Genomic DNA, 21,247 nt, shown 5'->3' with positions numbered 1-21,247 from the left:
AAAATGATTTCAATTTACAAAAGAATGATGATTGTGAGTTTGGTGACAAATTCATTCACTGAAGCTTTTTACCCAGTCTTCAGCTAAAAGATTGGCATTCCGAATTGCATTGATCATTTCAATATCAGGTTGTTCATTTTCATCGAGCAGACCCCGACGACGTACTCGGTTTCTGTAGTACGCGCCACATAGATGGGCGCCAATACATCCCGGATTCTTTCGTAGTGCGGAAAGTGTCTTTGCATACCAGTTTCCATCGTTTCTAATTGTTCCATCATCCTGTTTAATACCGCGTGCTCCATCAGCCCACAGAACCGGCATTTTACTTTTACGATGCCACCCATGCAGATGGTTCACTGGATCACGAAAATCCTGAAAACTTAAGACGTCAACAAAAGGACGCGCTGAGTCGATGATTTCCATTGTCAGGGGAGCGTTTGCCTCGTATCGATCACCTAAGATGAGATGATGTTGGTCGTAGCGACGAATCGCGTCATGCGTCACCTTATAATATTGGCGGGCGAGTCTTCTGAGCTCTGCTTTACCAGATTCTGTTTTCAGCTTTTGTGAATCAAACAGAGGACCTTTCCATTGATTATGCTTTCTTACATGGAGCCAACAGGGACAGTCAATATAAAAGTAGCCAATCAGATTCGGATCATCGGCCAATGGAACACAGTGTTCGCGTGCGACATGATCACACCAGTCAGCAAAACCTTCTGAAAAGAAATCGGGGTTGCGTGTCTCAGATTCCCATTGGTGGAAGTCAGCGAATGGGAGCTGGTGACAATAGGGCATATTTAACCAGTGGTATTCTTCACGAGTAAAATGACGAGAATGGCGGTGGTTTAAAGGTTTACTGGTGATGACTTCCTGATTCCACCCCAGAGTATTAAAACCCCAGTTTTTAAGATTCGGGGCAACCGATTCCGTTAACCAGCGTTTCATACTGTTACCATAGCCATTGCGCCATTGATCAATATTTTCAGGATAACGGATTGTTGCGGGATCAACGTGATTTAATCCCAAGGTAAAAAATCGTTTTCCATCAGGCCCGATCAGCCACCAGCGATCGTCTTTTCTCCCTAGAGTGAAGAACCCTTCAGGTCTGGTTTGAGTCGTTTTTGCAAATGAGATATGAGGAAAACCCAAAGAAAGAGAAGTTGCAATCGAGGTCGTCGAAAGAAGAAACTCTCTTCTGGTTATATTGGAAAATGCCATTTTGTTGCCTGGAGACTGAGTTCGTTGATTGCGTAAATCTCAAATGAACTGCCGGCTGCTCAATAATTTTAAGTTCCGGTGTGTTGTATTTGATGATTATATACAGCCGAACTCGTGCGATCAAAGTTTTAAAGAAATGCCATTTTGTATTAGTGGTTCGGAATTTTGGTCCTGAACAAAAACGGGTCAGGACGCGAAATTGGTCTATCAGCAAAGGCATTGTATTAGAGATTATAAACTTTGTTAGTTATCTGAATTCATAAGTCAGACTGAGAAAAGCTGATTCCACTTATACCTGCTTTCTGCATTTCGATAGTATTTCTTACAAATTCGTCTTTCTTGTCAAAGATTTTCCTGATTTGATGTAACCTGAGTGATGTTGACGGTAATAACCTGTAAATCGGAGGAATTATGGGGCAAGCGGACAATAATGAACAATTTGTGCAACAACTGACAGAGAACCAGAATCGGCTCTACGGGTACGTCTATTCTTTGCTGGGTGACCACAGTCGTGCTGAGGATGTTTTACAGGAGACCAACTTGGTGTTGTGGCGGAAAATCGCAGAATATGATCAGACAAGACCTTTCTTGCCCTGGGCGTTTGCGATTGTCCGATTTCAGGTACTGGCACAATTGCGTGATAAGCAGCGTGATCGGATGCTGCTGAATTCGAGCCTGGCGGAAATGCTGAGCGATGAAGCAGCCAGTCAGTCTGAACAGATTGATGCCATCAGAGAAGCGTTGCGGCCTTGTCTCGGACTGTTAACTTCATCGAATCGCGAACTGATTGAAGAACGATATTTTCGTACGAAATCGGTTGCAGAAATGAGTCAAAACGCGAACCGGTCTGTTTCTTCAATCAAGGTTGCCTTGTTACGCATTCGGCGACAATTGGCCGATTGTGTACAGAAACGAATGGCTGCAGAAGGTTAAATTATGAGTTCACAAATTGAAGAACTGGAATCACTATTATTTGATTGGGAAGCAGGCACGCTTAACAACGAGGGAATGGCCCGTATTCAGGATATTTTGAGTCAAGATGAGTCTGCTCGGAAATTCTTTCTTCAACAACAAATCATGAGTGCGGCTTTGAAGCTGGAAGGCGATGCGGGACTCATTCGACCTGCTGTTGAAGATTCCACAAATGACACTGTTCAACGGGTAAAGCCAGTAAGGCATTCAGCAACCAGTGCGTTTCGCTTTAACTATTGGATCGTCGCTACTGCCATGTTACTGATTTGTGCTCTCATCGGGCGCATTGTCTATTTAGAATTTTCACCAGATTCTAATCAAAGAGTTTCTGTAACCGCGGACTCCAATTCACAGCCACAACGTGAGGAAGCCACTTCCCGTGGTGTGGCGATTATCACTCGACTGATGGACGTCACCTGGGATGATGGTCAAGCTGCTATCGAAGTTGGTGATGCACTCCCACCCGGGCGTTTAGCGATTGAATCGGGATTTGCTCAGGTTGAGTTTTTTTGTGGTGCTACCCTGATTATCGAAGGACCGGCTGACTTGGAAATTGAATCAGAGACTCTCGCGCGGGTACATAATGGGCGACTCAGGGCACAAGTTCCACCGGCAGCACGCGGTTTTTCACTCGAAGTGGATGATATGAAGGTGGTCGACCTGGGAACAGAGTTCGGCCTGTCTGTTTCAGAGGAAGGAGCCGATGTGCAGGTTTTTGATGGTGAAGTCGAGTTGCAGGAAAATAATCAGAAGCAGCTTCTAACGGCCGGACAGGCACTGGTTCGTAATCCCACGGGCATATTCGAGAAATCTGAAATGACCCCGGAGCGGTATCTCGATATTGCTGCGTTGGAGTCTCGCGCACAAGGGCAGCGTACTGCTCGATACGAGCAGTGGAAAGCCTGGTCTGAAAAACTAGGGAATGATCCAAGACTGATTACTTACTTCGCTTTTGACCAGAATGGAGGGTGGGAACGCAGACTTAAGTGTGATGTACTGCCAAAAAACAGTGAGTTGGATGGCGCCATTGTTGGTGCACGGTCTGTCCCCGGGCGTTGGAAAATGAAACGAGCCCTGGAATTCAAACAGCCGGGCGATCGTGTGCGGGTACAGATTCCGGGAGAGTTCAGTTCACTGACGTTTGCCTGCTGGGTCCGAATTGACAGTCTCGACCGCTGGTACAACTCGCTTTTTCTGACAGACAATTACAATCAGGGTGAGCCCCACTGGCAAATTTTAGATACGGGGCAAATCTACTTTTCGGTAAGACCCAGTAAGCGTGGTACTCAAGGAGCACCAGATCGTAAAGTGCTTTCGCCTCCGTTTTGGAAGCCGTCCCTCAGTGGGAAATGGTTGCATCTGGCAACCACTTATGATGTAGACGCTCAACGTACAACTCATTATTTAAATGGTAAAGTTTTATATTCAGAAAGTATTCCTGATTCACAACTGGTGAAAACAACGCGAATCGGAGCCGCAACGATTGGAAACTGGTCGATGTCAACCAAACCCGATGCGCGATTTGCCATCCGGAATCTTAATGGCCGTATTGACGAGTTGGCAATTTTTGCCGCTGCTCTGACCGCAGACGAAATCAAGGAGATGTATGATAATGGCAAGCCGTAAGTATCTTTCATTGATTGCCATCATTACGGGACTGTGTTTTGCATTGAATATGGCAAACTTGAGCCAATCCGCGGAGCAGAATAAGAAACGGGATCAAGCTGCCGCGGAGCGTCTTTTCACTCTGAAAGTTTTGCCTCTGCTCAAAGTCAAATGCTTTGGTTGTCATGGTAATGATCCGAAAGATGTCCGCGGTGATTATAATCTGATGACGCGCGAAGGAATGCTCAAAGGCACTGACCCGGAAGAACCGCCACTCGTACCAGGTAATCCCAATAAGAGTCCACTGTATCAGGCTGTGCTTTGGAATGGTTCTGAAATGCCGCCCAAAGAGAATGACCGACTGACGAAGACTGAAACGGAATGGATCAGAAAATGGATTGCTGCGGGAGCCCCGTGGCCAGACGCGACGACGCAATTAGCGATCCAGAAGCAGGAATGGTCTGTTCGTGAAAATGAAGAGGGAATCATTGTTGATACAAGTGGAGGGTTAGCAGATGACTGGACCTATCGTCGCTACCGGCCGGAAGATATCTGGGCATTCCAACCGTTGAAACAGGTAGATATGGAAAAGATGAAGCTGGCGGGACAACATCCAATCGACTTCTTTATTCAAAGAAAAATTGATAAAGAAAAGCTCGAAGCAGCACCGCAGGCCGGTGCCCAAACCTTGATTCGGCGTGCGACCTACGATCTGACCGGTTTGCCTCCTGGCCTTAAAGATGTGTCACAATTTCGCAAGTCGTGGAAAAAAAATCCGCAACAGGCATGGGCTGACCTTATTGAACGATTATTGCAGAGTCATGCTTATGGAGAACGCTGGGCACAACATTGGCTGGATGTCGTGAGGTATTCCGATACGGCTGGTTTTTCGAATGACTATGAACGATCAAACGCCTGGCGTTATCGCGACTATGTGATTCGGTCTTTTAACAGAGACAAACCTTTTAATGAATTTGTTGTAGAACAAATCGCAGGCGATGAACTTCGTCCCGGTGATCCAGAAGCAATCATTGCAACAGGATTTCTACGGATGGGACCTTGGGGCACTGCGATGATTCCACAAAAAGAGCTTAGACAGATTTATCTCGATGATCTGGTTCATAATGTAGGGCAATCCTTTCTCTCAATCCCCATGCGATGCTGTAAATGTCACGATCACAAGTTTGATCCAGTACCAACCCGCGACTACTACAGCATGTATGCCGCGTTCGCGACCACACAGCCGGCGGAAATGAACGTCGCTTTTCTGCCTGAAGAGAACCGCAAGGGATTCGCTGAAAAACGAAAATTAGTTGCAGAACTCCTCGAGTATGCGAAAGCCGAGCGCGACAAAGTTGTTAACAAACAGGAAGCAGCAGCAAAGAAATGGTATGCCGAGCATAATTTGCCTTACAAGAACGAAAACGCCCGGAAAAAAGATCCCGAAGACAAAAAGCCGCCTCGTCATGTAGGACTGACACCAGAAGAAAAGGGAATCAAGAAGGTGCGTGAACAGGATGTATGGATCTGGCAACGTCGCTTGGAACGTTATGAGCCGATGGCGCAAGCGGTTTATAACGGACAGGATGACTATAAGAATGGCAGAAAGCTACGACCACCAAAACGCATCAATCACAAGTGGCGTCCAGAAAATTTCATTCTCAGTGGTGGTTCTCTCGAAGCACCTTCACATCCTGTTTCACCTGGAGTGTTGAGTGCGACGGGACTTGCGGTCGATTCACAAGCAGGGAATCCTCATCAAATCACAGCCGATCTTCAGGGACGTCGCCTTTCGTTAGCACAGTGGATTGCAAATGACAAGAATCCACTCACAGCACGTTCGATCGTCAATCGAGTCTGGCAATACCATTTTGGTAAAGGTCTCGTGAAGACCGCGAACAATTTTGGAGCCAAAGGGGGTAAGCCGACTCATCCTGAGTTGCTTGACTGGCTGACAACCGACTTCATCAAACATGGCTGGAAATTGAAACGCCTGCATCGATTAATCATGTCTTCCGAGGTTTATCAACGCTCCAGCAAACCACTTAATATAAAGAAACAGGCGACTATTGACCCTGACAATGCACTCCTGGCATCATTCCCGCCACGCCGACTCACGGCTGAGGAATTGAGAGACAGTGCGCTGCTCATTAGTGGTGAATTGAATCCAGAAATGGGTGGGGTTCCCATAATGCCTGAGATCAATAGGGAAGTGGCGCTACAGCCGCGTATGATTCAGTTTTCGATTGCACCCGCCCATCAACCTTCTCGAACTCCGACTGAACGAAATCGTCGTACGATTTATGCATACCGAGTTCGTGGTCAGGCTGATCCCTTCCTCGAAATTATGAATCTTCCGAATCCCAATGAGTCTTGTGAAATGAGAAACTCTGCATCGGTATCTCCACAGGCCTTTACTCTACTCAATAGTGACACGATGACAGATCGGTCAATTGCCTTTGCTTTACGAATTCAGCAGGAGCGACCCTCTCAACCCGCGGAGTGGATAAACCGAGCCATCCAACTGGCTTATAGCCGACGTCCAACTTCACAAGAGCAGGAGAGCCTGGAAAAGTATTTGAAAGAGATGCAGGTTTATCATCGAGAACATCAGCCGGAAAAGATCGAATATCCGACGCAGGTCGTGAGGTCGCTGGTTGAGGAACTGACCGGCGATACATTCGAATTCATCGAAAAGTTGAACGTGTATGAAGACTATGTTCCGGATGCGAAGCCGTGGACCGTTGACGCCGAGACGCGTGCACTCGCCGATGTCTGTCTACTGCTCTTGAACTCCAACGAATTTTTGTTTGTTTACTAAGATCTTTATTTGATATCAATTCTCTCAAGAATAATCAGGACGAGACAATGACAACTAGAATACCCCGCCGTGAGTTTTTATATGGGATGGGTGCATCATTGGGGGCGTTGGCGCTCACTGACCTGCAGGCTGCTGAGAAAAAGGTGACGAATCCTTTAGCTCCCAAACCATCTCTGCATCAGCCAAAGGCGAAAGCGGTGATCATGCTCTTTATGGAAGGAGGACCATCACAGGCAGACACGTTCGACCCCAAACCAAAATTGAATCAATTGCATTTAACTGAGTCTAAGCGAACAAAAGGATTAGCAACAGGTAAGCGATTTTATGTCGGCAGTCCTTTCAAATCACGCAAGGTGGGGAATGCAGGAATCGAGATGTCCGATCAGTGGAAGTTCCTGGCAGATCCCTTCGTTGCAGACGAATTATGCGTCTACCGTGGTTGTCAGGCTGAATCGCTCAATCATCCCGAAGCGTTGCTTCACATGAATACTGGCAGTCGGCTCGGTGGCGATCCAGGTGTGGGGGCCTGGGTGACTTACGGACTTGGGTCCGAGAACCAGAATCTTCCCGGTTATGTTGTCATGACAGAATTGGCACTCCCACAGGCAGGTCCTGCAAACTGGACCAATGGCTTTCTTCCTTCACACTATCAGGGGACAAGATTACGGTCTACCGGTTCACCGATCCTTGATCTGAATCCCCCCAAGTACAAATCTCGCGCGCATCAGCGAAAAGCGTTGGATCAACTGGCGATGCTCAACTCCTTTCATGCGGATGCACATCCCGAGCACGCGGAGTTACAGGCACGTATGGAAAGCTACGAGCTTGCGTACCGCATGCAGATGTCTGTTCCGGGTATCATTGATCTCAACAGTGAACCTCGGCATCTACAGTCCGCTTATGGGCTGGATCGCAAAGAAACAGCCGCCTTTGGTCGTCAATGCATGTTGGCACGGCGTCTGGTAGAGCAGGGGGTTCGCTTCGTACAGATTTTCTCAGGGGGATGGGACAGCCATGACTATCTTGAAAGAGGCCATTCTTCACGCATTGCCAGTGTTGATCAACCCATTGCCGCCTTAATTAAAGACCTCAAGGCGCGCGGTCTGCTCGACGAAACGCTTGTTGTCTGGACGGGAGAATTCGGTCGTACTCCTGATAACAATTACCGAGGAGGTGTCACCGCGCTCGGTCGTGGTCACAACATCGATGCGATGAATATGTGGTTTGCAGGCGGAGGTGTGAAACGTGGTGCCGTTATCGGAGCGACTGATGAGATTGCTTCCGAAGCTGTCGAAGTAGTTCATCCCATACGCGATGTGCATGTCACCATGCTGCACCTGCTCGGACTGGATGACAATAAACTGACTTATTTCCACGGTGGTCGTTTTAAACAGCTTTCTCAATTTGGTGGCGAATTAATCTCAGAGATCATGGCCTAGATTTACCTTTCGTTTAACAGTTTTCAAATCAAATAATATCAATCTCACGTCTACTCATGTTTTACGGATTAATGAACATTGTTTGTTAATCTATGGTTGGAATCAGCGGTCGTCTTTCAATGGGAAAAGCCTTGACAATTGGCTTCGGACATCCCTAACATCTATATAACGATCATTTAATTGGGCCCCACCTGTTCTCCACGTACTGCGATGTCGTAGTTTCGGATTTTCTTGAGACGCACCAAGATCGTTGATTGTGTTCAGTTTTGAAGGACATAATTCCCTATGCGCACACCTTCCCGCCTGAGTTTGGTTTCTCTGGTTTGTTGTCTCATATTGACAATCAATGTCTGTCTGGCTGAAACCGGGCAAGCAAAAAAATCAGGATCGACTACCAAAATTGATTTCAGTCGCGATATTCGACCGATTCTTTCTGACAACTGCTTTCATTGTCATGGGCCTGATACCGAACATCGAGAAGGTGATCTTCGTCTAGATATGGAACAGGCTGCAAAGGATAGTGCCATCACTCCAGGGCATTCTGATCAAAGTGAACTCTATGCTCGCATTACCAGTTCAGACGTTGATCTGAAGATGCCGCCGCTGGAGTCAAATAAAAAATTAACTCCTGCGCAGGTGAAGCTGATTAAACGCTGGATTGATGAAGGCGCCGAGTGGAACAGTCACTGGGCGTTTCTCTCACCAGAAAAGTCAAATCTCCCTCAAGTTAAGAAAAGCAACTGGGTTCGAAATCCCATCGATCAATTCGTGTTGGCCCGACTGGAACATCAACAATTAAAACCATCTGCTGAAGCCAACCGGCGAACGTTAATTCGACGACTGACTTTCGATTTGACGGGTCTGCCTCCCACAGTTGCAGAGATCAAAAACTTCCTTGAAGACAAATCTCCCCATGCCTATGAAAAACTGGTTGACCGTCTGTTAAATTCAAAGCATTACGGTGAGAGAATGGCTTTGATGTGGCTTGATGCGGCCCGTTATGGTGATACGAGTGTGTATCATGCGGATGGACCACGAGATATGTGGGCCTGGCGCGATCGTATCGTAGAGTTATATAACTCAAATATTCCCTTTGACCAGTTTTCAATAGAGCAATTGGCGGGGGATTTGATTCCCAATGCAACACCGTTACAAAAAGTATCCTCAGGGTTTAATCGTAATAATGGTACGACGGATGAGGGAGGACTGATTCCCGAAGAATACAGGGTTGAGTACGCTGTCGATCGTGTGAAGACAACTTCAACTGTCTGGTTGGGGCTCAGTATGGAGTGTGCTCAGTGCCATGAGCATAAATACGATCCCATTTCACATGAAGATTATTACCGCTTCTTTGGATTTTTTAACATCAGCGCTGATGGCGGAAGTCAGACGCGAAAAGGGAACGCAAAACCGATCGTGGAACTGGTCGATCCGGAAAAACAAAAAAAACTGCCGCAAACGCGTGCCAAAATGGAAGCGAACCAAAAGCAGCTTGCCGCCCGAAAGAAAGCTGCGACTCCCCAATTTACAGACTGGCTCACCACGAAAGAAAAACAGCAACAAGAAAGTCCCACTGATCTTAAAGGTCAGTTATTGCATTTTGTACTCGCTCAAGGAGAAGGCAAGCAGGTTGTCGATCAAGTTGATCCGAAGCGAAAAGGGACCATCCATGGAAATGCAAACTGGGTGAAATCCCCACACGACCAGGGGGTGAAGTTTGATGGTAAGACCTATATTGATTTAGGAAACGTGTGTGATTTTGAACGCACGGATCAATTTTCCCTTGGTGGCTGGCTTAATCTGGAGCCCAAGGGGTCAGGAGTTCTATTGGCGAAAATGGATGATGCCAATAGTCATCGTGGATATGACATTTTCATTGCTGGTGAAAAAATCTCAGTTCATATTATTAATAAATGGCCTACCAACGCGATTAAGGTAACCTCAAAGAAAAAAATCAAGCCTGGTACCTGGCATCATGTGTTCGTGACCTATGATGGCTCTTCCAAAGCGAAGGGAGTCAAGATTTATGTCGATGGTCAGTTATGGGATTGGAACATTGAGCAAGATCGATTAAGCGAATCGATTCGTACCCCTAAGGCATTACTGATCGGTAGTCGGCATCCTGGTTCGCGGTTGAAGGGAACTGTAGATGAAGTGGCTGCTTTTAATCGCGCATTGAGTCAATCTGAAATTAAAACACTTTCGAAACAGCTTCCGATCACCTCTATTCTGGCTGTGGCCCCTGATCAACGTACACCAGAACAACAGCAACAATTGCGCAATTATTATCTGGAACATGAAGATAAAGAGTATATCGCCTTAATCAAGAAAAAGCAGGAATTAAAAACAGAGGAGACAGAACTCCTCAAACCGTTGACGACGGTGATGATGATGAGTGACATGGCGAAGCCTCGGGATACGTTCATCCTCGCACGTGGCGCATACGATGCTCCTACCAAACACAAAGTGCAACCGGGGACCCCTTCCATTTTACCTCCGATGGCAAAAGAAGCACCACAAAATCGCTTGGGTTTGGCACAGTGGCTCTTTCAAGACGACCATCCACTCACAGCGCGTGTCGCCGTCAATCGTTACTGGCAAATGTTATTTGGGACGGGGCTTGTCACCACACCAGAAGATTTTGGTTCACAAGGTGCCTTTCCCAGTCATCCTGAATTACTCGATTGGCTGGCTGTCGATTTTCGCGAATCAGGTTGGGATATCAAACGGATGCTCAAGCGAATTGTAATGTCAGCAACCTACCGGCAATCATCAGATGCCTCACGTCAAGCTTATCTGCAAGACCCCTCAAACAAACTGTTGGCACGTGGCGCACGGTTTCGATTACAGGGAGAATTTGTTCGCGACAGTGCGCTTCATATCAGTGGGCTTCTCAATAAAAAGATGGGAGGACCGGGAGTGAAACCATATCAGCCTCCCGGACTCTGGAAAGAAGTCGGATTGGGAGGGAATCCCAAGTTTGTTCAGGATCACGGTGAAAAACTTTATCGTCGTAGTCTCTACACTTACTGGAAGCGTTCCGCGCCTCCACCGAGTATGCAGATATTTGATGCTCCTACACGGGAGAAGTGCACAATTAGACGACCACGTACGAATACACCACTGCAAGCATTAGTGACAATGAATGATATCCAATTTGTGGAAGCAGCTCGTCACCTGGCAGAACGGTTATTGAAAGAAGGGGGCTCAACAAACGACGAAAAAATCTTGTATGCTTTTTTATTGGCGACTGCGAGAGAACCTCGTTCTTCAGAACGCGAAGTACTTTTGAACGTTTACCAGGAAAGTATGAAACAATATCAGAAAAATCCCAAAGCGGCTGAAGAATTACTGAGTATGGGCGAATCACCCCGAGATAAAAAACTGGATGTCATACAAGTGGCAGCTTGGACGGTGGTTGGAAACATGATTTTAAATTTAGACGAAACATTAACGCGCGAGTAAAGATTAATGAATCCAATTGAAGAATATCAGCGACAGTTAACACGTCGACAATTATTATCGCGTTCGCGTGGATGCCTCGGCGCTGCGGCGCTCGCCAGTTTGTTAGGTGATGTACCCAAAATATCAGCGGCCAGTCAAACTGGTCCCGAGCAACGTGGATTGCCGGGACTACCCCATTTTGCGCCCAAAGCGAAACGGGTGATTTATCTTTTTATGGCCGGAGGACCCAGCCATATTGATTTATTTGATTATAAGCCGGTGCTAAAGAAGATTCATGGGAAAGAGCTACCTGAGTCAGTTCGCAAAGGACAACGGCTCACTGGTATGACCAGTGGTCAAAAATCGTTTCCCTGTGTGGCACCCATGTTCAATTTTAAACGCTATGGCGAACGAGGGACATGGATCAATAGCGATATTCTACCGCATACGGCATCGATCGCAGACGACATTGCCATCATCCGCACCATGAATACGGAAGCGATTAACCATGATCCTGCCATTACCTACATTAATACGGGAACGCAGCAATTAGGACGTCCCAGTTTTGGAGCGTGGTTGAGTTATGGGCTTGGAAGTCCCAACAAGGATCTACCCGCTTATGTGGTGATGATCTCCGTCGGAAATGCTCCAGGACAAGCGCTCTATTCACGACTCTGGAGCAGTGGGAATTTACCCTCTCGACATCAGGGAGTGCAGTTTCGCAGTGCAGGAGATCCTGTATTGTATCTGTCCGATCCAAAAGGGTTAGACAGAGGCCTTCGTCGTAAAATGCTAGATGGACTGGCAAAACTCAATGCGGAAAAAGCGCAACTTTCGGGAGATCCGGAAGTTGAAGCGCGGATTGCACAGTACGAGATGGCCTATCGGATGCAAACTTCGGTTCCAGGCTTGATGGACTTGAGTGGCGAAACGCAGGCCACCTTTGACATGTATGGGCCCGACTCACAGAAAAAAGGAACCTTCGCTGCCAATTGCATTCTAGCACGACGCATGGCTGAACGTGGTGTGCCCTTTATTCAACTGTTCCAACGTGGATGGGATCAACATGGAAGCTTGCCGAAAGCCATTCGTAATAATTGTGATAAAGTGGATCAGCCAGCAGCAGCCCTCGTGAAAGACTTAAAACAAAGAGGACTATTGGACGATACAGTTGTTATCTTTGGAGGGGAGTTCGGCCGGACGATTTATAGTCAGGGAACACTTACCAAAGACAACCATGGACGTGATCATCATGGTCGCTGTTTTTCAACCTGGGTTGCCGGCGGTGGTTTTAAGCCAGGCATCGATTACGGAGAAACTGACGATCATTGCTATAACATTGTGAAAGATCCGGTGCACATTAACGATTTAAATGCGAGTATCCTGCACTGTCTGGGCATCGACCATAATCGCTTTACGGTGAAGTACCAGGGACTCGATTTAAAGCTCACGGGAGTCGATGGGGCGAATGTCGTCAAAGGACTGTTGTCTTAGTAAAAGCAGAATGTAGTAATAAAATCTTTGCTCACTCGTACTCCGTCAAGTTAATTCATTTCTTTTTGCCGGGTGCAAGAGATTCTTTCAGTGCACTCGTGCCTCCTACGATAGGTAGCATCATTGATGTCTTATCGAGGTCCACAGTCAGTTCTGTTCCGGGGGTGGGGCGTAAGGTGAAGTCACGATCGCTTGAGAAGATCATCAAGCCTAATTGTTGTCCCTTTGGAATGATCTGATCGTCGGGTTGCAGGTCGAATGATAAGTCATAGAATTGACCTGGTTTCAGCGGTTCACTTTCTGTCAACGAATGATGATTCTGTGGATCAGCCCAGCCACGAGTGATGATGTTGTCGGTGATCTTTGAGTTTCTGCCTTCAGTCCAGGGAAGTGAAACCAGCCACACTGAAAGGTTCGCGGCAGGTTTGTTACAGGCGAGCCTAATCGAAATTCGTGGAGTCCCGGAAATGTGAATTGGCTTTGCGAGCTTCGGTGAAACATAGATCAGGCGGTGTTCTGTCCATTCTGCCTGAGCTAAAGCAGTACCGTTAAAAGAGAAGTTATCGACCAGTTTTTCTGTACCCTGGGCTGGTTGAGTATTGATCGTGAGGGTTCCCTGTTCAGGGGCACCAGCGCCGGGAAAGAGCTTGACAGGCTTCGCTTTTGGATTCGGGTAGTCAGCATAAGACGTAGGTTGATCACGTTTGGCACCTGCACGTACAATCCATGCTTTGGGATCCTTCTCGACACCGTTTTTGACTCTATGCAGATAGCGAGTGAACCAGCGGTTCATCTGCTTCATTGGAGGAGGACCACCATGCCCACCTTGATGGAAGTATGCTTGAGTTGGGACACCGTTTGCTTGTAGTGCTTTGAAGATGCGAACGCTGTGTTCCGGCATCACATTCCAGTCATTGAATGCATGCGACATCAGCACTGCTGCTTTGACAGGCTTAATGTCGTTCAGGTAATCACGTCCAGCCCAGAAACGATTATAGTCACCGCTCACTCGATCGAATTGTTTTAAGAGTTCTTTGTCACGTATTTCGCAGTTGCAGTGTTCTCGGCGATTTTTGTCACCACTGTGGACGAAGTCATAGAGATAATCGATGTCTTCTCCCAGGTAACCATACGGATGGCGAATCAGGCCGTTTGATCGATAATAGTGATAGTATGATGTATTTGGGGCGACGGGGATGATGGCTTCTAACCCTTCAACACCAGTTGTGGCTGCCGCCAGAGCCAGAGTACCGTTGAACGATGTTCCTGTCATTCCGACTTTACCCGTACACCACTTGGCGGTGACTAAATCGGAGCCATCGATGGTTGTGAAGCCTTTCGCTCGACCACACAACCAGTCAATCACTGCTTTGGGGGCGAGTGATTCATTATCACCACCAATCGTGGGACATCCCTGTGACAGTCCTGTGCCGGGAGACGACGAGTGAACGACGACGTATCCACGTGGTACCCAGTCTTTCATATGCGACTTAGATATGATCGGCCGCATGCCCTTGCGTACGACTGAGGGGACACGCTCTCGTTTCTTTGGTACTGCTCCGAGTTCCTGTTTTGTATCCCAAAAATATTGTCTGCCCTTTGAACCTGTTCCAGCGAAGTATGGACTAGAAATATAGACTGCAGGAAGTTTCAAACCTTCACTTTCAGTTTGTCGAGGTCGCGTAACACTGACGTGCATCCGGTCCAGCTTGCCATCACCATCAGAGTCGAATTCTGTTTCGACCCACAAATCGTGTCGAATCCAATAGTCGGCGTCTGCAAACGCCTTGACTATTTGCGCTTCTCCATCTTTAAATTGGGGACTCGCTTTTTTTTCATCTGCACTTGCCTGGTGACTGAAAATCAGCAGTAGGGAGATGGTGGCCAATACGCAGTTCAACCGATTAGACCAGTGATTGATTTTATGATTTGATAGCATGCAAGGTCTTCCCAAAAAGCTTCGGAATTTCAGAAACCAGTTTGTATTCTTTGGAATTCTACGGTGATATTCAGGTTTAACAATTCCATTCTACGTACAGAAGATCACTCTTTGCCAGTCTCAGTTTCGAAAACTTTTTTAGATGAACCTCAGCTTCGGCAACGATTTATGGACGTCTTGCCGAATGATATCGAACTGACTGTCTGAGAATAATTTGAAAGAGATGTTTATCAATTAATCAGATAAGAAAAACCAGAACGATACATTTTAAATTGGAAAGAAACGTGAATCGACTGACGCGATTGGATATCATTGTAAAAATCAACTTTTGGGGAGCATTGAGAATTCCTCTAACGACGAAAAGTTTGAGGTTGTGAAGAAACACTCAACCTGGTCTTTAATCAATCCAATCAAGAGAGTCTACATGAATCATTTAATAACAGCGGGTTTGTTGGTTTGCACTATAACGGGTATTGTCTCCGCAGACGAAAAAAATCATTCTCCAGTGCAAATTTCATCGACCGCGGAATCTTTGCAACACCCCAACATTGTTGTCATCCTGGCTGATGATCAGGGATGGGGGGATCTGAGCATTAATGGCAATACAAATCTGCATACGCCGAATATTGATGCGCTGGCTAGAGATGGTGTGAGGTTTGATCGTTTCTATGTGGGAGCAGTCTGTGCTCCGACGCGTGCTGCATTTTTAACGGGGCGCTACCATGCACGTACAGGAACAACTGGCGTTTCCAGGGGGCAAGAACGATTCAATGCGGATGAATACACGATTGCCCAGGTTTTCAAGACAGCAGGTTATGCCACTGGAGCTTTTGGAAAATGGCACAACGGAACACAATACCCTAACCATCCCAATGCGAAAGGATTTGATGAATACTATGGGTTTACGTCAGGGCATTGGGGGCACTATTTTAGTCCGATGCTGGATCATAATGGGACCTTTGTGAAAGGGAATGGTTACATTACTGATGACTTGACAGACAAAGCCATGGCCTTCATTGAAAAACAGGTTCAGAGCGGTAAACCTTTTTTTACTTATATCCCTTACTGCACGCCTCATTCACCTATGCAGGTACCTGACCGTTTCTGGAATCGTTTTGCTGATAAACAACTCAAGATGCACAACCGCGAACCTCATAAAGAACAACCGGATCACCTTCGCGCAGCGCTGGCAATGTGCGAGAACATTGACTGGAATGTGGGGCGAGTGCTTAAAAAACTAAAAAGTCTAGGAATTGCAGACAATACCATCGTGGTTTATTTTTCCGACAATGGGCCGAATGGGGTGCGTTGGAATGGGGATATGAAAGGAAAGAAAGGTTCTCTGGATGAGGGCGGGGTTCGATCACCTTTTGTTATTCGATGGCCGGGGCATTTGCCTGCCGGGCATTTGGTCACCCAGATCGCGGGAGCGATTGATCTCTTGCCCACGCTGACAGACTTAGCTGGTATCTCCCGGCCTGAACCGAAACCCATTGATGGAGTCAGTCTCAAGCCACTGATGATGAATTCGAGGAAATCCTGGCCGGATCGAATGATTTTTTCCAGTTTACGTCAACGTGTGAGTGTGCGCACCGATCAATATCGTTTGTCCGATAAAGGCCAACTCTTTGACATGATCAAAGATCCCGGCCAAAGAAAAGACATTTCGAAACAAAAACCTCTGGTGACTGCAAAGCTAAAAAAAGCAACCGCTGACTGGAAAGCTTCAGTTTGGCCCCATGGATATCCTGATGTTGATCGTCCGTTTTTAATCGGGTATGGAAACTGTGTCACTACGCAATTACCGGCTCGGGACGCGATCTCTCATGGTAAAATCAAACGCTCTTCGCGGCACCCCAACTGCTCTTTCTTTTTTAATTGGACCAATACTAACGATAGCATCACCTGGTATGCGGAAGTCGTCGAGGGAGGGACCTATGAAGCGATACTGTATTATACATGTCCGCAGGCTGATTTAGGTTCTACTGTTGAGTTGAGTTTCAATGGTAAAAAAGTACAGGGCAAGGTTATCAAAGCACACGACCCGCCGTTAGAAGGCGAAGCACAAGACCGCGCTAAACGCTCGGAATCTTTCGTCAAGGATTTTAAACCTTTAAAACTGGGGAAGATCATGTTGCCGAAGGGCACAGGTCAGTTGACCTTACGTGCCCTGGACATTCCAGGTAGTCAGGTCATGGATTTCCGTTTGCTGATACTCAAGCGAATTCAATAAACCTCTGGATATCGAGTACTTTATTTTTCAATTTTTCGTAATCGAAAGATGTCTACGCCGATCGGGTCAGAAAAAACATGCTCCAATAATACAGAATTGAACTTGGAATCAATAAACGCGTTTTCTCTTTCCTCCGAACGCATTACGACTAGAAATTCTACTTTTGTATCGGCAAGCTGTTGTAAAATTGCTTCTGATGGAGACTCGACGTTCAAGGCATCTCTGATTTCAAAATACTCATCCGGGAAGAAGCCTGAATAGCCGTTAACAAGTGGAACCCCGTGGAACGTGCCAAAGTACATCCATCGCGTCGTCGTCTCAAAGTCTTTGACTTTAATTCCCTGTGCAAAAGGGATACAGGCAATCGCATGATTGGGAGAAGTATTGTTTCGAATATATGCAATCCAACCGGCGTGCCTTTCGATGTGGGGAGTTTTTCCGAGCACAGGCGAAGCCGGACAGACTTCGAACAGTGCAATCAGGCCAAGAATGAGAAACGCTGGTTTTGCCATATAATCATGTAGTTTTTTCGAACTGGATTTTCGACTCATCAGAAAAGCGCCATAAAGCCCCTGAGCGGCTAACAACACAATCGTCATTTGCACAAAAAATGCAAATCGAAAGACATTTCGTACCTGAGAAAAACCAGGGCAGTATTCTGTGAGTGTCCACCAGGGGTACCATCCATAGATATTAAGATTCGGTCCCAAGGACAGTAAAAAGGCTAGTAGCATGGTCATGAGCATAAACATGGTCCACCACCTCCAGCGACACCGCATCAACCCGAAGATAATTCCTGTCGTCGCCAGCCCAACCTTGAACCATCCGGGTGAGAGTTGCCATTGGTCTCTTGCTGCCAGAATTCCGAAATTGATTAAATGCCTTCCAGTGGATGCAGTATAATCTCCCGGAAGTGCAGAGAGTTGTAAAACTGTCTGTGAGGAACGTTGGAAATGGTTTTGATTAGCCGCCTTTTGCAAGTGGAAAACAACAGGGCCTATTAATAATATGGCGACACCAATGCCTACAGCACAAGCAGTCCACAGGCTTGGATTCAGCAATCGTTTCCACAATGTCCAGAACGCTCCGACGAGGAGCAATGACAGGAATAACCCCTGATGGCTACATGTTAGAAATGTGAGTCCGAATGCCATTCCAAGTTCGGCGCCACGAAGCAAAGAGGGATGTCTGGAAATCTTCAATAACACAATCCAGGTCCACAAAATACCCCACAGGGGAGTCAACTGCACAACGTCAAGCTGCCAGTGCACGATTGGCAAAAGCAGCATGGCGGCTCCACCCCAGATTGCAATGGAACGATTCACGCTGAGTTTTCTCAGCAGCAGGAATGTGAACAGACCGTTAAGCAGTAACGCAAGCCAAAGATAAATGTTATAGGCGAGCACGCGAGAATGTGTGAGCCAGATGATAGGAGCCATAATCATCGTTACTGTTTGCGGCTCTGAAAATGCAAAAGTATTTTGGGTCGGATGAAAGATTGGAGCATTCCAATAGCTATTTAACCCTTGAAGAAACCCCTCTGTATTCCACCAGATGGACCAAAGGTTAAACATGGGAACTGTTAACGAGTTTGATGCTCCGGTCAGTAAGCTTGTTGTCGAGAAACGTGCTAATGGCCATGTCGACCATAGCGCCAGTGTTCCATAGATGACAACGACGAGTATTCCAACGACTTGCCGCGATTGAATTACTCTTCGGACGGCTTTAGTCATACAACGAGTGACTCCCTGTGATCACTATGGTGTTACCTGAAATGTACTGTTCATACGGTTAATTTTGTGTTTAAAAACTTTAGAAAATTTGTTCATATTTTGTGTAGTAACAATACTGATCATTCAGGGTTTCTGAATCTATTGATTCTCCAAGCCTGTTGTATCTGCCACCTTACATCATGCAGTTAATGGTTATAGTTCATTCGAATAATCTGGTAGCTGGACGAAGTGGTATTCGATGTAACTATATAATATTTAGTTACTTATTAATACTAAATAAAGTGAGTTACTCTAAATTTAAAGTTTCAAATATCGTTGAAATAAAATCAATATGTGAATTTTATTTTTGTACAGAATTGAATTGACATTATACCACATATCGATATAAAAGCAGTAATTAATCGTTAGTATATTAATGAACTGATGTATTAATTACATATAGAAATTATTTACACATAAATATGCTGATAGGTTTGAAGGTTCATACTCAGTTCTACCTACAAACTTAGAAGTTACATCTGTGGTTCATTATCGGTTTACACAAAATATTCATTGAAGTTTCTAGAAGTTGATAAGCCATTCGGTACATCACTTTTTAATTCGTTGCGGACTTTTCTCATTATTCTTTTACTGTGGAGGGATTAACATGAAACAGAGACACAAACGAAAAGGAAGTTTTACATTTGGTTTTACATTAATTGAATTACTGGTCGTTATTGCGATTATTGCAATTCTCATCGCACTGCTACTTCCTGCTGTCCAGCAAGCACGTGAAGCTGCGCGGCGGACAGAGTGTAAAAACAAATTGAAGCAGTTGGGAATTGCGGTTCACGGCTATCATGAAGTGCATGGTTGCATGCCTATGGCATCTGGTTCTAATGGTGGACCAGGCGGACGGCGGCAGAGCGGATTTGTGGGTTTGCTTCCCTTTATTGATCAGGCGCCGCTCTTCAACTTGATTGCAGCAGGAGGTACCGCCGCCGCGGTCGATGGAACTACGAATTATAATGGATTCGATTTTGTTCCCTGGGATAACAATCATAAAGCAGTCAGAACATCCATCCCTATGTTGTTGTGTCCGTCGGATGGAGATTCGACCGAACAGCTTCCGCGCCGTGGATCCAATTATATGTTCTCTCGAGGTGATACTGCCTGGGACACCAATCCCGCGTGGAACGGAAACGGTGGTCGAGGCCTGAGAGGGTTTTTCGTTGGTGGATCTGGGAACTCCGGCGTAAGAAGAATTCGTGACGTTACCGATGGTTTAAGTAATACGATTGCCATGGGGGAACGTATCAAAGCCAAGCCAGGTGGAAATTCGATCCTGACTGGTGCGATTGCCACGAATATTACTCAAGCTCAATACCGTGTTGATGCTTCTGTTTGCCTCAATAATTACAACAACACTACTGATCAATACGCCGGGAGTTCGGCCCGTTGGGGCGGTTTGCGCTGGATGGATGGAGCAATGAGTTTTACTGGTATGAGCACCATTCTGGGGCCTAACAAGCCGAGTTGCTCTCAACCAGGCGATCAACAGGATGGCGTCCAGGATCCGACCAGTCAGCATGCAGGAGGCGCCCAAGTCCTGATGGGGGACGGAGCTGTCCGGTTCATCAGCGAAAACATTGACGCTGGAAATCCTGCCTCAACATCTCCATCAGGCTCTGCCAGGAGTCCCTTTGGTATCTGGGGAGCATTAGGTTCTGTCTCAGGTGGTGAACCGGTAGGCGATTTCTAAGCTTATTAGAGCTAGAAAGTCATCGACTTGAAAATCGGAGGGTAGCAAGCTTGCTGCCCTCCGTAAAAGACACGTATCACATGTTTTTCCAGGTAACAACTTCTAAGGAATTCCTGCAATGAGCGTACGGGCTTTATTTATCACATCTATTTGTATCTTCTTATGCGGGTGTACCGGTAGGACTGGAGAGGACAGAAAGCCTGTCTATAAAGTGTCCGGGACTGTCAGTTTATCGGGGGCTCCCGTAGCTGGGGCAAACGTCACTTTTGTCTCAAAAGAAAAACAACCTGTTGCCTATGGACGAACAAACGCCACAGGCTTGTATGAATTGATGACTTATTCTCCAGGCGATGGTGCGGCCGCTGGCAGATATTCTGTGCTCGTCAACAAATATGTAGGAAATGCAACTGAAACCAGTGGATCCGATGCCGCACATGGTGCCGATCCGACAAAGAATTATGATTCAAACAGCGGCCACGATGCGCGGGCAACGAAGAAGACTGAGAATGCAATTCCGGCAAAATATGCGAAAGTGGATACCACACCGTTGTCGGTAATGGTTGAAGCCGGTGGAGACAACAAGTTCGATCTTGAAATTAAGTAGG

At 46.5% G+C, this 21,247-nt stretch carries 12 protein-coding genes; 9 read left to right on the top strand and 3 right to left on the bottom strand.

Features of this window, described 5'->3' with window-relative positions:
• Positions 1–51: 51 nt before the first annotated feature.
• Positions 52–1,221 carry a hypothetical protein gene (locus V202x_RS15690; RefSeq protein ID WP_197992912.1) on the bottom strand — a complete coding sequence of 390 codons (1,170 nt, stop codon included), beginning with the start codon at positions 1,219–1,221 and terminating at the stop codon, positions 52–54.
• Positions 1,222–1,632: 411 nt separating this feature from the next.
• On the opposite strand from V202x_RS15690, the gene V202x_RS15685 reads away from it, so the two are divergent.
• The 6 genes from V202x_RS15685 to V202x_RS15660 all read left to right on the top strand — a co-directional run bounded on the left by V202x_RS15685 (position 1,633) and on the right by V202x_RS15660 (position 12,996).
• Complete coding sequence (locus V202x_RS15685) at positions 1,633–2,154, top strand: sigma-70 family RNA polymerase sigma factor (RefSeq protein WP_144987392.1); 522 nt, start codon at positions 1,633–1,635, stop codon at positions 2,152–2,154.
• Positions 2,155–2,157: 3 nt separating this feature from the next.
• Complete coding sequence (locus V202x_RS15680) at positions 2,158–3,819, top strand: LamG-like jellyroll fold domain-containing protein (RefSeq protein WP_145176785.1); 1,662 nt, start codon at positions 2,158–2,160, stop codon at positions 3,817–3,819.
• Complete coding sequence (locus V202x_RS15675; protein ID WP_197992911.1) at positions 3,806–6,619, top strand: PSD1 and planctomycete cytochrome C domain-containing protein; 2,814 nt, start codon at positions 3,806–3,808, stop codon at positions 6,617–6,619. Before V202x_RS15680 ends, V202x_RS15675 begins: the two co-directional genes overlap by 14 nt.
• 47 nt (positions 6,620–6,666) lie before the next feature.
• Positions 6,667–8,058 (top strand): DUF1501 domain-containing protein, encoded by a 1,392-nt coding sequence (locus tag V202x_RS15670; RefSeq protein WP_145176779.1) that lies wholly within the window; start codon positions 6,667–6,669, stop codon positions 8,056–8,058.
• A gap of 285 nt (positions 8,059–8,343) precedes the next feature.
• Positions 8,344–11,523: a DUF1553 domain-containing protein gene (locus V202x_RS15665; RefSeq protein ID WP_145176776.1), complete on the top strand. Its 3,180-nt coding sequence runs from the start codon at positions 8,344–8,346 to the stop codon at positions 11,521–11,523.
• Positions 11,524–11,529: 6 nt separating this feature from the next.
• Positions 11,530–12,996 (top strand): DUF1501 domain-containing protein, encoded by a 1,467-nt coding sequence (locus V202x_RS15660; RefSeq protein WP_145176773.1) that lies wholly within the window; start codon positions 11,530–11,532, stop codon positions 12,994–12,996.
• A gap of 55 nt (positions 12,997–13,051) precedes the next feature.
• Here V202x_RS15660 and V202x_RS15655 read toward each other — a convergent pair whose 3' ends face one another.
• On the bottom strand, positions 13,052–14,935 hold the full coding sequence (locus V202x_RS15655) for a Xaa-Pro dipeptidyl-peptidase (protein WP_145176770.1): 1,884 nt from the start codon (positions 14,933–14,935) through the stop codon (positions 13,052–13,054).
• Positions 14,936–15,359: 424 nt separating this feature from the next.
• Between V202x_RS15655 and V202x_RS15650 the strand changes: the two genes are divergently transcribed.
• A complete protein-coding gene (locus V202x_RS15650; protein ID WP_145176767.1) occupies positions 15,360–17,168 on the top strand; it encodes an arylsulfatase in 1,809 nt (602 codons plus the stop codon).
• A gap of 20 nt (positions 17,169–17,188) precedes the next feature.
• Here the strand turns inward: V202x_RS15650 and V202x_RS15645 are convergent, their stop codons facing one another.
• Positions 17,189–18,901, bottom strand: coding sequence for a hypothetical protein (locus V202x_RS15645; protein WP_145176764.1), 1,713 nt, complete (start codon positions 18,899–18,901; stop codon positions 17,189–17,191).
• A 646-nt stretch (positions 18,902–19,547) separates the two neighbouring features.
• Here V202x_RS15645 and V202x_RS15640 point away from each other — a divergent pair.
• Both V202x_RS15640 and V202x_RS15635 read left to right on the top strand, forming a co-directional pair.
• Positions 19,548–20,642 carry a DUF1559 domain-containing protein gene (locus V202x_RS15640; RefSeq protein ID WP_145176761.1) on the top strand — a complete coding sequence of 365 codons (1,095 nt, stop codon included), beginning with the start codon at positions 19,548–19,550 and terminating at the stop codon, positions 20,640–20,642.
• Positions 20,643–20,760: 118 nt separating this feature from the next.
• Positions 20,761–21,246, top strand: coding sequence for a carboxypeptidase-like regulatory domain-containing protein (locus tag V202x_RS15635; RefSeq protein WP_145176758.1), 486 nt, complete (start codon positions 20,761–20,763; stop codon positions 21,244–21,246).
• Position 21,247 lies beyond the last annotated feature (1 nt).

The sequence above is a fragment of the Gimesia aquarii genome, assembly GCF_007748175.1.
GTDB classification, from domain to species: Bacteria; Planctomycetota; Planctomycetia; order Planctomycetales; family Planctomycetaceae; genus Gimesia; species Gimesia aquarii_A.
The sequence above is the reverse complement of the archived record's forward strand: the minus strand, read 5'-3'. Positions and strand labels throughout refer to the sequence as shown.

Coding starts and splice junctions, on each gene's coding strand:
- V202x_RS15690 (WP_197992912.1), bottom strand. CDS start 1,221: ATGGCATTTTCCAATATAACCAGAAGAGAGTTTCTTCTTTCGACGACC.
- V202x_RS15685 (WP_144987392.1), top strand. CDS start 1,633: ATGGGGCAAGCGGACAATAATGAACAATTTGTGCAACAACTGACAGAG.
- V202x_RS15680 (WP_145176785.1), top strand. CDS start 2,158: ATGAGTTCACAAATTGAAGAACTGGAATCACTATTATTTGATTGGGAA.
- V202x_RS15675 (WP_197992911.1), top strand. CDS start 3,806: ATGGCAAGCCGTAAGTATCTTTCATTGATTGCCATCATTACGGGACTG.
- V202x_RS15670 (WP_145176779.1), top strand. CDS start 6,667: ATGACAACTAGAATACCCCGCCGTGAGTTTTTATATGGGATGGGTGCA.
- V202x_RS15665 (WP_145176776.1), top strand. CDS start 8,344: ATGCGCACACCTTCCCGCCTGAGTTTGGTTTCTCTGGTTTGTTGTCTC.
- V202x_RS15660 (WP_145176773.1), top strand. CDS start 11,530: ATGAATCCAATTGAAGAATATCAGCGACAGTTAACACGTCGACAATTA.
- V202x_RS15655 (WP_145176770.1), bottom strand. CDS start 14,935: ATGCTATCAAATCATAAAATCAATCACTGGTCTAATCGGTTGAACTGC.
- V202x_RS15650 (WP_145176767.1), top strand. CDS start 15,360: ATGAATCATTTAATAACAGCGGGTTTGTTGGTTTGCACTATAACGGGT.
- V202x_RS15645 (WP_145176764.1), bottom strand. CDS start 18,901: ATGACTAAAGCCGTCCGAAGAGTAATTCAATCGCGGCAAGTCGTTGGA.
- V202x_RS15640 (WP_145176761.1), top strand. CDS start 19,548: ATGAAACAGAGACACAAACGAAAAGGAAGTTTTACATTTGGTTTTACA.
- V202x_RS15635 (WP_145176758.1), top strand. CDS start 20,761: ATGAGCGTACGGGCTTTATTTATCACATCTATTTGTATCTTCTTATGC.